Raw genomic sequence first — 13,460 nt, 5'->3', positions numbered from 1 at the left:
ATATTATGTTAAAACAAGCTTAGTTTTTGCCTAAAACCGCAAACATAATAGATTGAGAAATAGACAAAATCACACTAAACAAGAGCGCTACAAGGAACCCATCTACTACAAATCCGCCTACAATGGCAGAACAAAATAAAATCATTACGGCGTTGATTACCAATAAAAATAATCCTAAAGTCAATATGGTAATAGGAAGTGTGAAAATCAAAATAAGAGGTTTGATAAACGTATTTAACAAACTTAAAACAAAGGCAACAATTAATGCTGTTGTAAATCCAGCTATGTGTACGCCTTTCAAAACGTGTGATAAGATTACTACCAAAACAGCGGTAATAAGCATTCTGAATATTAATTTCATATTGATATTTTTATTAACAAAGATAATTCTTTTTCTTATTGCTAAAAACAGTAATTTATTCACTTTTACAACTGATTTTTTTAAATCTAAAATTGTTAAAAGCGGTCGTGAGCAAAATTAGCTTAAAAACGAGCTTGCGAATTCATAAAACAATTTAGGATTTTCGGCATGAAGCCAATGTCCTGCGTTTGGAATAGTTTCTAACTGCATTTGCGGAAAATGAATGTTGATATTTTCAATGTCAGAATCCAAAATATAGTTAGAGTTACCACCACGAATGAAAAGTGTTGGTTTATTGAAAACGGCTTCATCAGGAAGGGCTAAGCCAATTTCGCTGATCTTTTCATTAAATACCGCAAGATTAAAACGGAAAGCCAATTGTCCTGGCTCTGCCCAAAACAAGCTTTTCATCAAGAATTGACGGGTTCCAAAATCGGTGATGAAGTTGCCAATTATTTCTTCGACTTCTGCACGGCTTGGTTTTTTGGAAAAATCAACAGCATTAAGTCCTGCCAAAATGGTTTGGTGGTGTTGGGGATAGAATTTTGGCCCAATATCGGCAACAATTAGTTTGTTGACTTTTTCGGGATAAGTACAAGCAAAAAGCATGGCTGTTTTCCCGCCCATTGAGTGACCAATAACATCAACTTGTTCTAAACTGTTGGCTTGGCAATACTCATAAATATCTTTGGCCATGATTTCATAGCTAAAATCTTCGGATTGTAAACTGCGTCCATGGTTGCGCATATCGAGCATGTGAACTTGAAAACCTGCGGCACCGAATTGTGTTCCGATTGTTTTCCAGTTGTCTGACATTCCTAGAAATCCGTGGAGGATTAAAAGGGGTTTTCCTTCTCCTTCTATTTTTGAATATAGCATTTTATTAGATTTTAGAAAATTATTCCGCAAAGTCTCGTAAAGTAAACACAGAGCTACTCAAAGAGATTAACAGGCTACTTTTTTATTTTTTATTTGCGAAAACAATTACTATTTTTCTTAGCGACTCTCTGTGAAAGCTTTGCGCATCTTTGCGAAACAACTATTACTTTAATTTTTGCAAATACATGTTCACTACATTTTCGAGACCTAAATATAAGGACTCGGCGATTAATGCGTGACCGATAGAAACTTCTAATAGTCCTGGAATGTTTTGTTTGAAAAACTGAATATTGTCTAAACTTAAATCGTGACCGGCATTGATTCCTAGTCCTAATTCGTTTGCCAATTCGGCCGCTTTGATATAGGGTTCGATTCCGTTTTGATTACCTAGACTGTATTGGTGCGCAAAAGCCTCGGTGTATAATTCGATTCGGTCTGTTCCTGTTTTTCTGGCAGCTTCAATAATATCGAGTTGCGGGTCAACAAAAATTGACGTACGAATATTGTTGCGTTGAAACTCTTGAATCATCTCAGTCAAATAGGCTTGGTTATTTATTGTATCCCAACCTGCAGATGAAGTGATCGCTCCAATAGCGTCAGGCACTAAAGTCACTTGTTCAGGCCTACATTCTAAGACTAAATCGATGAAATTATGTTGCGGATTTCCCTCGATATTGAACTCGGTATAAACGATAGTTTTTAAATCACGTGCATCTTGATAACGAATGTGACGCTCGTCAGGACGCGGGTGAATGGTGATTCCTTGCCCACCAAATTTTTGAATATCGGTCGCTACTTTTAATAAATCAGGCACATTCCCACCACGTGCATTACGTAAAGTTGCTATTTTATTAATATTTACACTTAACTTTGTCATTGGAATACTTTTTGTTTCGGTATTATTAAAGAATAATGAGGACAAAAATACAAAGTAAAAGGTAGGTGATTTTGCCTTTTTTTGATTATTTTGCATAAAATTTGAGGATTTATTTACGATGGAAATTACAGACTACATAACTAACGACCACAAAGCCATTGACTGTCAGGAAACTATCGAGACCGTTAAGGGCTTTTTTGCGGAATTACATTTCTCACATTTCCCTGTTGTAGAAGAAGGTATATACATAGGAAGCATCGCCTCTGACGACATTGAGACCTTTGATGGTGATAAAAAAGTAATTGATTATAAATACACTCTCGAAACTTTCTTTACTAGAACAACCTCTATTTGGCTCGAAGTCTTAGAAATATTTGCTAAAAACCATAGCAATTTAATTCCAGTTCTTGATGAAGAAAACAAATATGTAGGCTATTATGAAATAGAGGAAATCATGACTTTTTTCCACCAGACACCTTTTTTAAAAGAACCTGGAAGGATTATTAAAATTAAAAAAGGTATTTTAGATTATTCTATGAGTCAAATCACTCAAATTGTGGAAAGCAACAATGGAAAACTATTAGGTTTATTCATTTCAGAATCGGATATAAGTACCGTGGAAATAACGCTAAAAATTAGCCTTGGCGCAATTAATGAAATTGTGCAGTCATTCAGAAGATACAATTACGAAATTACATCAGAACACCATGAAGACAATTACATCAATAATCTAAAAGAGCGTTCTGATTATTTAGATAAATACCTAAACATTTAATTATCGTTTCATAGGCAAGCGAGAAATAAAAAAAACATTTAAACGATAAAAAGAACTAATGAAAATAGCCCTTTACGGTCAATATTATCAAGATAGCACGGAGCCCATCATTTTGGAAATTTTAGAATATTTCTCTAAAAACGAAATTGAATTAGTGATTGAAGCGAATTATTACAAGATTCTATTAGCTGAAAAAATGATTTCATCAGGACACAAAACCTTCTCTACACATACTGAAATCGACTCCAGTTTTCACATGTTAGTAAGCATTGGTGGCGACGGAACCATTTTAAGAGCAGCTACTTACGTACGAGATTCAGGTGTACCTATTCTAGGAGTTAATGCTGGAAGGTTGGGTTTTTTGGCAACTGTACAAAAAGAGAATATTAGTGAATTTTTACAAATTGTAATCGACAAAAAACACAGTCTATCTAAAAGAACCTTATTGAGTTTGACTTGCTCTCCTAAAAACGAAAGTTTGGAAGATATTAATTTTGCCATGAACGAAGTATCTGTTAGCCGCAAAGACACTACTTCGATGATTACTATTGAGACTTATTTGAATGGTGAATATTTAAATTCATATTGGGCAGATGGATTAATCATCTCTACACCTACTGGGTCTACTGGGTACTCCTTAAGTTGCGGAGGCCCTATTTTAACTCCTGACACCACCAGCTTAGTTATCACACCTATCTCCCCACATAACCTTAATGCAAGACCACTGGTTATTCCAGACGATACTGAAATCAGATTAAAAGTATCTGGTAGAGAGGAAAACTATTTGGTTTCCTTAGACTCCCGAATTACATCAGTAGGAAATGAATCAATCTTAACTATAAAAAAGACTCCATTTCAAATCAATATGATTGAAATACCTGAGGAAACTTTTCTAAAAACATTGCGTTCAAAATTACTTTGGGGAGAAGACAAAAGAAATTAAGTACCTCTATTTTCAAAATGAACTATACGAATCCAAGCAATTTTTCGTTTTTACTCTATCAATAACGGGATAGAAAACATTTAAAAACGCCTAAAAGCCAAATAAAAACGACATTTATCATATTCAATCTTGATTAGTATCGATAATTATTATATTTGCAGGCTATTTTCAATTAAAATGACGAAAAAAATAAGCATATTCATATACTTAATACTAAGTACTGCCATGTATTCGCAGATTCATGAAGTGGGTGTTTTTCTTGGAGGTAGTAATTACATTGGTGACATTGGGCCAACAACCCATATAGCGCCAAATAAACTAGCCCTAGGCTTACTTTACAAATGGAACAAAAGTCCAAGACACAGTTATAGAATTGCCTATATGCAATCAAACATAACATCAAACGACCTTGATTCAAAGGAAGCCAGTAGAAACCTAAGGGGATATCGTTTTGAAAATAATATAAAAGAAGTATCTTTAGGCCTTGAATTTAATTTTTTCGACTTCAATCTTCATCAAATAGGGAATAAAACAACACCTTATGTGTATAGCGGAGTAAGTTATACGAGGTATAGCAGTTTGTTTTTTATCAATGGAGAAGAGAAAACAAATTCAAGACGTGGTACTATTGCTATTCCGATGACAATAGGAATTAAATCAAAATTGAATCGAAGCTTTATATTAGGATTAGAAGTAGGTGCAAGATATACGTTTGCAGATGATTTAGACGGAAGCAAAACTAAAAACCAAAACCTAAGTCACCTTAATTTTGGCAATATAAATAATAATGATTGGTACGTTTTTTCGGGTGTAACATTAACTTATACCTTTGGCGAAAAACCTTGCTATTGCGCAGATTAAAAATGAATTTACTAGACAATATAGATACGAAGCGGTTACCTGAACATATTGCCATCATCATGGATGGTAATGGACGTTGGGCCAAAAAACAAGGCCTTTTAAGAGCTTTGGGACACGAAAGAGGTAGCGAATCTGTAAAAGACATCATTCGCACATGCAATAGGTTGGGGATTAAAAACCTAACTTTATATGCATTTTCAACTGAAAACTGGAATCGACCAAAAATAGAAGTTGACACCTTAATGAAGATCTTGGTTAAACAACTAAGGAAAGAACTATCAACTCTTGAAGACAAAAAAATACGATTAAACACCATAGGAAACTTTGACCAACTTCCAACTTCTGTTCGAAACGAACTGAATGCGGTAAAAGAAAGAACAAAAGATTTCACTACCATGACGCTTACTTTGGCACTAAGTTATGGCGCCAGAGAAGAGATTGTCAATGCGGTTAAAAATATCAGTGATAAAGTTAAAAATAATATAATTTCAATTGACTCTATTGACGATTTAATTATAAATGAGCATCTTTACACGCATAATTTACCAGATGTCGATTTATTAATTCGCACTAGTGGAGAACATAGGATAAGTAATTTTTTGTTGTGGCAAATAGCCTATGCAGAATTATACTTTACTGATATTTTATGGCCTGACTTTAAAGAACAAGATTTATATGAGGCTATCATTAGTTATCAAAAAAGAGAACGCAGATTTGGAAAAACAAGTGAACAAATTAAATAATTTTTTAGTGTTGAACAAAAATATAAAAACAGTATTAATCTTTTTAATTTTGGTGAGTTTTTCGCAAATCAAAGCTCAAAAAAGACCCGATTTTGATAATGGCGAAAAATATATCATTGCAAAAGTTTCACTTACTAACAAAATAAGCTTTAACGACCAGACTGTCGTTACATTTGCAGGACTAGAAAAAGGACAAACTATAACTGTTCCTGGTGAAGAAATCAGTAGTGCCATCAAAAAACTTGGAAAACTTGGCCTTTTTGAAGAAATTGCATTTTATGTAAATAAAATAGAAGGCGACAGCATCTATTTAGACTTAGACATAAAAGAATTACCTAAGCTAAATGATGTTAAATTTGTAGGAATTAAAAAGAACAAAGTAGATGCATTAATCAAAGATAATGGTCTTACCCAAGGCAAAGTCGTTAATGAAAATCTAATTACAACTTCCAAAAACTACATCGAGAACAAGTACAAAAAAGACGGTTATTTCAATACAAAAGTAAATATCAACACCGTTATTGACACTTCAGTTATCAACCAGGTTAACATGGTTGTAGCTATCGATAAAGGAGAGAAAATAAAAATCCACGAAATTGACTTTATAGGCAATACTAAGTTGTCTGACAAAACATTGCGTAAAGCAATGAAAGACACAAAACAAAAAAACATATTCCGTGTCTTTAAAGCATCTAAATTCATCAAATCAAAATACAAAGAAGACTTAGAAAAGGTAATTGCATCTTACAAAGAAAAAGGATATAGAGACGCAAGAATAATCTCTGATACAGTTGCTTACAACAAAGAGAAAAATTTATTATCTATCAAGATTAATGTAGAAGAAGGAAACAAATACTACTTTGGCAACATCAAATTCTTGGGTAACACAGTATATCCAGACCACTTTTTAAGTCGTTTAATAGGCGTAAAAAAAGGAGAAACGTATAATGGAGTACTTCTTGAAAAAAGAATTGCAGACAAGACAAAACCTGACGGAGAAGATATCACCAATTTATACCAGAATAATGGTTATTTATTCTCCAGTATTAATGCAGTAGAAGTAAAAACTGCTAATGACAGCATTGATTTTGAAATAAGAATCACTGAAGGACCTCTAGCCTACTTCAACAAAATTACAGTGGTTGGAAATGACAAAACAAATGACCGTGTCATTTATAGAGAATTACGTACTAAGCCAGGTGAAAAATACAGTAAAGAATTATTAGTTAGAACCATTCGTGAGATTGGTCAATTAGGATTCTTTGATCCTGAAGCAATAGATCCTAAATTTAAAAATGTAGATGCAGGAGCGGGTACAGTAGACATTGAATATAATCTTGTAGAAAAAGGATCTAGCCAAATTGAACTCCAAGGAGGTTACGGTGGTGGTGGTTTCATTGGAACATTAGGGTTGTCATTTAACAATTTCTCAGCTAGAAATTTAGGCAATAAAGATGCATATAAACCATTACCTATGGGAGACGGACAAAAAGTATCCCTTAGACTACAAGCAAGTACCTATTTCCAAACTTATAGTCTGTCTTTTTCTGAGCCTTGGTTCGGACAAAAGAAACCAGTTCAATTCAGCACTTCCTTATCTTACAGTAAGCAATTCTTAACAAATTACCTTTCTTCATCTGGTGTTGACAAGAGTAAAAGTTTTAACATCTTGACTTTATCTGTAGGACTTGCTAAAAGATTAACTGTACCAGATGATTTCTTTGTTCTTTCACAAAGTTTGAGTTACCAACATTATGATTTAAATAATTACAACACTGGTCTATTTACATTTGGAGATGGAACATCAAGAAATGTATCTTATACCATTGGAATTACACGTAATAATAAAGGAGTCAACCCAATATTCCCAACTTATGGTTCAGAATTTAGTTTGTCAGGTAAATTCTCCCTCCCATACTCCTTGTTGAATGGGATCAATTATGCGACATTAGGCGACGAAAAGGAAAACAAATACGTTTATAGCGGTACAGCTTACACAGGTACTAATGGCGAAATTGTAAGCCCCGGAGATTACGTAGAAGCTGTGCCAACTTCTACAAATCCCACACCTAATAGAGTTTCTGACTACAAAGATGCAGTTGCAGACGTCTCAAAAGTGGATCAAAAGAAATTTAATTGGTTGGAATATTACAAAATAAAATTCAAAGCTGATTGGTACACCAAAATTTATGGTAAATTAGTACTTAGAACATTAACTGAATTTGGATTTTTAGGAGCATACAATCAAGATAGAGGTGTGATTCCTTTTGAACGATTTTATGTAGGTGGTGATGGATTAGCCAATTATTCTATGGACGGTAGAGAAACGATACAATTAAGAGGATACCAAAACAATTCATTAACTCCAATAATTGAGGACAAAACCAGTACTAGTTTTGGTCAACAAATTGGAGGTACTGTTTACAATAAGTTCTCAATGGAATTAAGATATCCTATCACATTAAAATCATCCGCCTCAATTTATGCCCTGGCATTTATGGAAGCTGGAAATGCATTTGCAAATTTCAACACTTACAATCCATTTGACTTAAAACGTTCAGCAGGGGTTGGATTACGTGTATTCATGCCTGCATTTGGATTACTAGGAATTGATTTCGGACATGGTTTTGATGCAGCCACTGGGCAAACTGATAAAAGTGGATGGCAAACCCACTTCATCATTGGTCAACAATTTTAAAAAATTATTGTTTCTAATTTTTAAGCTATGAGAAAATATTTTTTAGTTTTAGTTATAATTTTAGTCTATTTCAATACTGCTTACTCTCAAACTAGAGGAACTAAGATTGGTTATATTGATATGGAGTATATTTTACAAAATGTTCCTAACTATATTGAAGCTAACGCACAACTAGAGCAAAAAGCACAAAAATGGAAACAAGAAATTGAAATCAAAAAAAATGAAGTAAATAAACTTAAAGAAGCCCTTAAAGCAGAAAAAGCATTACTTACGAAAGGTTTGATAGATGAACGAGAAACGGAGATTAAATTTCTTGAAACTGAAGTATTGAATTTACAACAACAACGTTTTGGTCCTAACGGAAATTTGACTACTCAAAAGACAGACTTGATTAAACCAATTCAAGACCAAGTTTTCACAGCGATACAAGATGTTGCTGAACAACAAAAATATGATTTCATTTTTGACAAAACTTCTGATTTCACAATGATATTCGCTGCAAAAAGATATGACATTAGTGACTTAGTGTTGCGAATTATAAATCGTTCCAACAAAAGAGAACAATTATCTAAAAAACAACTTCAAGCAGAAATAGAAAAAGAGAAAAAAGAAGATGCTGTTGATGTGAATCCTAATTTAGTTGATAGACAAAAAGCTTTAGATGCTAGAAAAGCTGAAAGAGAAAAAATATTAGAAGATCGCAAAATTGCTGCTGAACAAAAGAAAAAAGACTCTGAAGATAAAAAGGCTCGACTGATTGAAGAAAGAGAAGCTAAAAAAGCTGGGACTACAGCAGAAGCATCTGAAAGATCAACTACAATAGATAGAAAAGATGTAGCTGCAGAAATAGAAGCTAAAAAACAAGAACAAGCTGACGCTAGAGCTAAAATACTGGCAGAACGTAAAGAAGCTGTCGAAAACAGAAAAAAAGAAGCCGAAGAAAAAAGAGCCAAACTGCTTGAAGAAAGAGAAGCTCAAAAAACTGGCACGATTTCTGCCTCTACTAAAACAGAAGAAACCAAAACAGAAACAAGCAAACCTGTAAGTACCACTACCGCCAAAAAAGTGGAAATTGAAAAAGGAGAGCCACTTGATGCAAGAGCACAAGCATTAGAAGATAGAAAAAAATTACTAGAAGAACGTAAAAGAGAGCTTGAAGAAAAAAGAGAAAAAGCACTTCAAGTACGGGATTCAATTAAAAACGCAAGAGAAATACAATTAAAACAATAACTAAATAATTACTTAATATTTTTAAACCGATGAAACAAATTAAAACTTTATTAATTGCTGCAATCTTTATTCTAGGAGCAAATCAAACTATTAATGCACAAGCTAAATCAGCTCACGTCGATGTTAGTGAAATCATGGCTAAAATGCCAGCAATGTTAGACGCACAAAAACAACTTGAAAAATTAAGCGGTACTTATGATTCCGACTATAAAAAAATGGTTGAAGAATACCAAGCAAAATTAAAAAAATACGAAGCTGAATCAGCTACCGTAACTGACGCTGTTAATGGAGATCGTTCTAAAGAAGTACAAGACATGCAAAAAAGAATTGTTGACTTTAGAGACAATGCTCAAAAAGAATTACAACAAAAAGAATCAGATATCGTAAAACCTTTAATGGAAAAAGTAAGAGCTTCTATCCAAAAAGTTGGAAAAGCTAAAGGTTTTCAATACATTCTTGATGGCTCTACTCTTTTACTTGCTGATGGTCCAAACCTTACTGCAGATGTAAAAAAAGATTTAGGTTTCTAGAAATCAAATTTATAAAACTATAAAAAGCGTTCTATTTCAACTGTTGAAATAGAACGCTTTTTTTTTAATAAAACTATTTAGGAAAATCAAGAAAGAGCACTTAACTTTGTTTTGATGGATAATAACAAACCTATAGGCATATTCGATTCTGGAATTGGAGGAACTTCAATATGGAGAGAAATTTACCATTTATTACCTGACGAAAAAACTATCTATTTAGCCGATAGCAAAAATGCTCCATACGGTCAAAAGACTAAAAATGAAATCATTGCTTTGTGCATAAAAAACACTGATTTTTTACTCCAAATGGACTGTAAGCTCATTGTTGTAGCTTGTAATACCGCCACAACAAATGCAATAAAAGAACTGCGTGCAAAATACAAAGTACCATTCATAGGTATTGAACCAGCAATCAAACCAGCTGCCCTAAATTCTAAAACGCAAAAAATAGGAATCCTAGCAACTCAAGGCACACTAATTAGTGAGTTGTTTAATAAGACTGCTGATAAATTTCAAACGACCAAAATACTGGAACAAGTAGGACACGGATTAGTACAACTAATTGAAGGAGGCAAAATTAACTCCCCAGAGATGACAGAACTGCTAAACTCTTATTTACAGCCAATGATTCAAGCTGATATTGACTACTTGGTATTAGGTTGTAGTCACTACCCTTATCTTATTCCCCAAATAAAAAAGATACTTCCAGATCACATTCATATCATTGATTCTGGACAAGCTGTTGCCAGACAAACTCAAAATCTACTGAACAATAAAGTAGGGGTTTCATCTTTAAAAAATAACAACCCTGTTTTTTATACGAATACAAATCCTGCAGTTCTAAAAGAAATATTGGGTACTACTTACGATGTTATTCAAAAAGATTTTTAGTTTATTCAATTTTCCTCTTCACAAACCAAAGACCATCTAAACTTAAGTTTAGTGATATCTTGTGATAATTTTCTTTAATCAAACCGCTGGTTACACTCCCTTTTTGTCCATAAGAATAAGAGATATTCAACATTGAAAATGTATTATCTATTGGCAAAGAAACACCCACAGAAAAAGCAACATTTTTAATTTTTTTACTATCAACTTCTAGATAACCCGTGTCATAATTAAAACCCGTTGAATATTTAATATGATCAAAGTAAGATCTCCCTTTTTTTTCTTTATCAAAAGACAATCCAAGTGCTAACTTATCCTGATTCGTAAACACACCATAAGAAGCTGATTGATTAACACTAGACCAAAAGCTTTTTTGATAATCCATAGAAAAATTATAATTTTTCCTAATTTTTTTACTAAGACCAAAGCCTACTTCTAGCGGCATCACATAATCATTCACATCCAATGAAAGTCCTGAAACTACTGTAACGGTACTAGAACTTGTAACCGAACTAATGGATTCAACTTTTGATGCATTAATTTTGGTTGGAGATTTAAACGTTGTCCCTATTGTGAACGTAGAATCAATTACAAACTGAGAACCTGCTTCTAAACGAACACCACTATAATTTGTCGTTTTGTCTATATATAATAAAGTACTTTGAATCAAATAATTTTCAGCAACTGAAGAGCTCCCAAAAAGAGCAGAGCCTTTAACTCCCAATGAAAAACGATTACTAACTCTATAACCATAAGAAACATCAAAATCATTTAAACCTCCAGTTCCAGTAGCACTATACAAATAGTTCTCATTACTATCTTTAATACCTAAAGACATATTAGATATTTTAAAAGCACTACTAGTGTATGGTTTTAAAGCTACACTAACAGCTGACTTCTGGCTTATAGGAAAAGCAAAAGCTAGATGAGAAAACTGAACATTATTTCGAGTTTCTTTATTGGACGCATCTTGATAGCTAGTAACAATCGCTTTTCCACCTACATCGAATAAAAAATGGTTCTGATACATAAAACCCAAAGAAGCAGGATTTAAATTATTTATAAATTTATTCGAAGGCAAAGCAATACCCGAAGAGCCTATTCCTGGTAGTCCGCCAAAATCAGCATCATACTCAGAACCTAATCCAAATAAAGAATAAGGAGAACTAGAAACACTTTGCGCAAAACCAAAACCAGTTATGATCAACATAACTGACACTAATATTATTTTAATTTTCATCTAATAAGATATATAATAGATTTTTAATTGAAGTTTATTCTCTTTACTTTTCTGATCTGCTAGCACTAATCTATTAACCCCTTTAGCTATACTAGGCAAAACAAAAACTAATGACGATTTGGCATCAGAAAGCTTTACCAACTCACTTTGCAAAAACGAACTTAATGATAATTTGTAACCCGTATTCTCATTAAACTCATCTGTTTTATTACTCAAAACAGCATACAAGGTCGAACCGGATGAGGAAGTAAGACTCCTTTTTATCCTATTTAAATTGTCGCACACATAAACTTGTAAAGAATCAGGCAAAGGATATTTGCTAGAATAAGTACCATTAACAGGCTTAATCGTAAATTGAGCATCTACGATGACGCCATTTTCATACAATCGTTTTAATTGTTTAATATTTGGAAAATCAACCCGACAAGCTATACCCGTCCCTGATTGGACAAACCCTTTATTACTTGTGACTACACTTGATAATTTGGATGTAGAACTTGGCAAATTCTCTATTAAAGTCCCCTTTTTATCTAAAGAAAAATTATTAAACTGTTTTGCTCCGTCATAAATACCAAATGTTACTAAAAGGGAACTTTCGCTTTGGGATAAATATTTAGAATAATACAGTCTTAGTTCGCTTGACAAATTAAAACCTATAACATTGGAAGAATTAGTTGCTGACGCCTTAATCACAAAACCCTTAAAATATTCAATAAATTCATCTGTATTCGTTATCTCTTTGGATTTTAATTTTTGAAAAAGTGTATTTCCAAAATCATTACTCAATACCACACTTACAGAATCTTGACTATTCGGTTTCGGTTTGAAAGAAACGGTACCTAAGCTCTCACTGTCATACGTTAAATTTGAATCATTATGAAAAGTACCATCCTCTAGTGTAGTTTTTACCTTTTGTTGAAGTCGATGGATACTAAAGGAATGTACTTGGGTAGTATCTCCATAATAATATTTATCTAATTTCATAACCATCCTTATAGAATCAAAAACATAATTCCCCCCTTCGGTATCTGAACTACTGGCATTAACAGCGTACGTACTTCCTGACAACTGAAAATAACTATTTGCTTGAACTTTTCCAAAAATAGGATCGTCATAACTCCCCACCGCTATTCGGTACTTACTAGAAGTCACCAATGAATCCAACTGAATTGTAGACACATCAACAGTCATTGTATCCACTAGTATCACATTGTTGTTAATTTCTAAATAATCTGAACCAACAACAAAAGTACCTGTATCAATATCTGAATCACAAGAAACTATCACAATACTCAAAACTAGTATTAGAAACCGCTTATACATAAATGTTTTTCAACAAATATAAATGAGAGGGATTGAAGACACATAATAAGTTATACGAGTATACATTTTTAATCTATCAGTAACTTGATTTAACCTACAACATCACAACAAC

Annotated in this window: 13 protein-coding genes; 8 read left to right on the top strand and 5 right to left on the bottom strand. The window is 33.2% G+C overall.

What is annotated here, in order from left to right:
• Window positions 1-19 precede the first annotated feature (19 nt).
• The 3 genes from ABZP37_RS06470 to ABZP37_RS06460 all read right to left on the bottom strand — a co-directional run bounded on the left by ABZP37_RS06470 (window position 20) and on the right by ABZP37_RS06460 (window position 2,117).
• Window positions 20-361 (bottom strand): phage holin family protein, encoded by a 342-nt coding sequence (locus tag ABZP37_RS06470; protein ID WP_366186617.1) that lies wholly within the window; start codon window positions 359-361, stop codon window positions 20-22.
• Between the two features lie 117 nt (window positions 362-478).
• Window positions 479-1,240 carry an alpha/beta fold hydrolase gene (locus ABZP37_RS06465; protein WP_366186615.1) on the bottom strand — a complete coding sequence of 254 codons (762 nt, stop codon included), beginning with the start codon at window positions 1,238-1,240 and terminating at the stop codon, window positions 479-481.
• 163 nt (window positions 1,241-1,403) lie between these two features.
• Window positions 1,404-2,117 carry a pyridoxine 5'-phosphate synthase gene (locus ABZP37_RS06460; RefSeq protein WP_366186613.1) on the bottom strand — a complete coding sequence of 238 codons (714 nt, stop codon included), beginning with the start codon at window positions 2,115-2,117 and terminating at the stop codon, window positions 1,404-1,406.
• Between the two features lie 118 nt (window positions 2,118-2,235).
• Between ABZP37_RS06460 and ABZP37_RS06455 the strand changes: the two genes are divergently transcribed.
• From ABZP37_RS06455 to murI, 8 genes are all read left to right on the top strand, one after another.
• Window positions 2,236-2,892, top strand: a complete 657-nt coding sequence (locus ABZP37_RS06455) for a CBS domain-containing protein (protein WP_366186611.1) — start codon at window positions 2,236-2,238, stop codon at window positions 2,890-2,892.
• Between the two features lie 58 nt (window positions 2,893-2,950).
• Window positions 2,951-3,835, top strand: coding sequence for an NAD kinase (locus tag ABZP37_RS06450; RefSeq protein WP_366186609.1), 885 nt, complete (start codon window positions 2,951-2,953; stop codon window positions 3,833-3,835).
• Between the two features lie 177 nt (window positions 3,836-4,012).
• Window positions 4,013-4,696, top strand: coding sequence for a DUF6089 family protein (locus ABZP37_RS06445; RefSeq protein ID WP_366186607.1), 684 nt, complete (start codon window positions 4,013-4,015; stop codon window positions 4,694-4,696).
• A gap of 2 nt (window positions 4,697-4,698) precedes the next feature.
• Complete coding sequence (locus ABZP37_RS06440) at window positions 4,699-5,439, top strand: isoprenyl transferase (RefSeq protein ID WP_366186606.1); 741 nt, start codon at window positions 4,699-4,701, stop codon at window positions 5,437-5,439.
• Window positions 5,372-8,137, top strand: coding sequence for a POTRA domain-containing protein (locus ABZP37_RS06435; protein WP_366186604.1), 2,766 nt, complete (start codon window positions 5,372-5,374; stop codon window positions 8,135-8,137). Before ABZP37_RS06440 ends, ABZP37_RS06435 begins: the two co-directional genes overlap by 68 nt.
• Window positions 8,138-8,164: 27 nt before the next feature.
• Window positions 8,165-9,367, top strand: a complete 1,203-nt coding sequence (locus ABZP37_RS06430; protein WP_366186602.1) for an OmpH family outer membrane protein — start codon at window positions 8,165-8,167, stop codon at window positions 9,365-9,367.
• A gap of 29 nt (window positions 9,368-9,396) precedes the next feature.
• Window positions 9,397-9,897, top strand: a complete 501-nt coding sequence (locus ABZP37_RS06425) for an OmpH family outer membrane protein (protein WP_366186600.1) — start codon at window positions 9,397-9,399, stop codon at window positions 9,895-9,897.
• A 114-nt stretch (window positions 9,898-10,011) separates the two neighbouring features.
• Window positions 10,012-10,788, top strand: a complete 777-nt coding sequence (murI, locus tag ABZP37_RS06420) for a glutamate racemase (protein ID WP_366186598.1) — start codon at window positions 10,012-10,014, stop codon at window positions 10,786-10,788.
• A 1-nt stretch (window position 10,789) separates the two neighbouring features.
• On the opposite strand, the gene ABZP37_RS06415 is transcribed toward murI, so the two are convergent.
• On the bottom strand, window positions 10,790-12,025 hold the full coding sequence (locus ABZP37_RS06415) for an aromatic hydrocarbon degradation protein (RefSeq protein ID WP_366186596.1): 1,236 nt from the start codon (window positions 12,023-12,025) through the stop codon (window positions 10,790-10,792).
• Window positions 12,026-13,312, bottom strand: a complete 1,287-nt coding sequence (locus ABZP37_RS06410) for a DUF4270 family protein (RefSeq protein ID WP_366187485.1) — start codon at window positions 13,310-13,312, stop codon at window positions 12,026-12,028.
• Window positions 13,313-13,460 lie beyond the last annotated feature (148 nt).

This window comes from Flavobacterium ovatum (genome assembly GCF_040703125.1).
GTDB lineage: Bacteria > Bacteroidota > Bacteroidia > Flavobacteriales > Flavobacteriaceae > Flavobacterium > Flavobacterium ovatum.
Note: the sequence above shows the minus strand (reverse complement) of the source record. Positions and strands in the feature narration are given on the sequence as shown.

What these genes read in the sequence shown, in the direction of transcription:
- ABZP37_RS06470 (WP_366186617.1), bottom strand. Translation starts at nt 361, where the DNA reads ATGAAATTAATATTCAGAATGCTTATTACCGCTGTTTTGGTAGTAATC.
- ABZP37_RS06465 (WP_366186615.1), bottom strand. Translation starts at nt 1,240, where the DNA reads ATGCTATATTCAAAAATAGAAGGAGAAGGAAAACCCCTTTTAATCCTC.
- ABZP37_RS06460 (WP_366186613.1), bottom strand. Translation starts at nt 2,117, where the DNA reads ATGACAAAGTTAAGTGTAAATATTAATAAAATAGCAACTTTACGTAAT.
- ABZP37_RS06455 (WP_366186611.1), top strand. Translation starts at nt 2,236, where the DNA reads ATGGAAATTACAGACTACATAACTAACGACCACAAAGCCATTGACTGT.
- ABZP37_RS06450 (WP_366186609.1), top strand. Translation starts at nt 2,951, where the DNA reads ATGAAAATAGCCCTTTACGGTCAATATTATCAAGATAGCACGGAGCCC.
- ABZP37_RS06445 (WP_366186607.1), top strand. Translation starts at nt 4,013, where the DNA reads ATGACGAAAAAAATAAGCATATTCATATACTTAATACTAAGTACTGCC.
- ABZP37_RS06440 (WP_366186606.1), top strand. Translation starts at nt 4,699, where the DNA reads ATGAATTTACTAGACAATATAGATACGAAGCGGTTACCTGAACATATT.
- ABZP37_RS06435 (WP_366186604.1), top strand. Translation starts at nt 5,372, where the DNA reads ATGAGGCTATCATTAGTTATCAAAAAAGAGAACGCAGATTTGGAAAAA.
- ABZP37_RS06430 (WP_366186602.1), top strand. Translation starts at nt 8,165, where the DNA reads ATGAGAAAATATTTTTTAGTTTTAGTTATAATTTTAGTCTATTTCAAT.
- ABZP37_RS06425 (WP_366186600.1), top strand. Translation starts at nt 9,397, where the DNA reads ATGAAACAAATTAAAACTTTATTAATTGCTGCAATCTTTATTCTAGGA.
- murI (WP_366186598.1), top strand. Translation starts at nt 10,012, where the DNA reads ATGGATAATAACAAACCTATAGGCATATTCGATTCTGGAATTGGAGGA.
- ABZP37_RS06415 (WP_366186596.1), bottom strand. Translation starts at nt 12,025, where the DNA reads ATGAAAATTAAAATAATATTAGTGTCAGTTATGTTGATCATAACTGGT.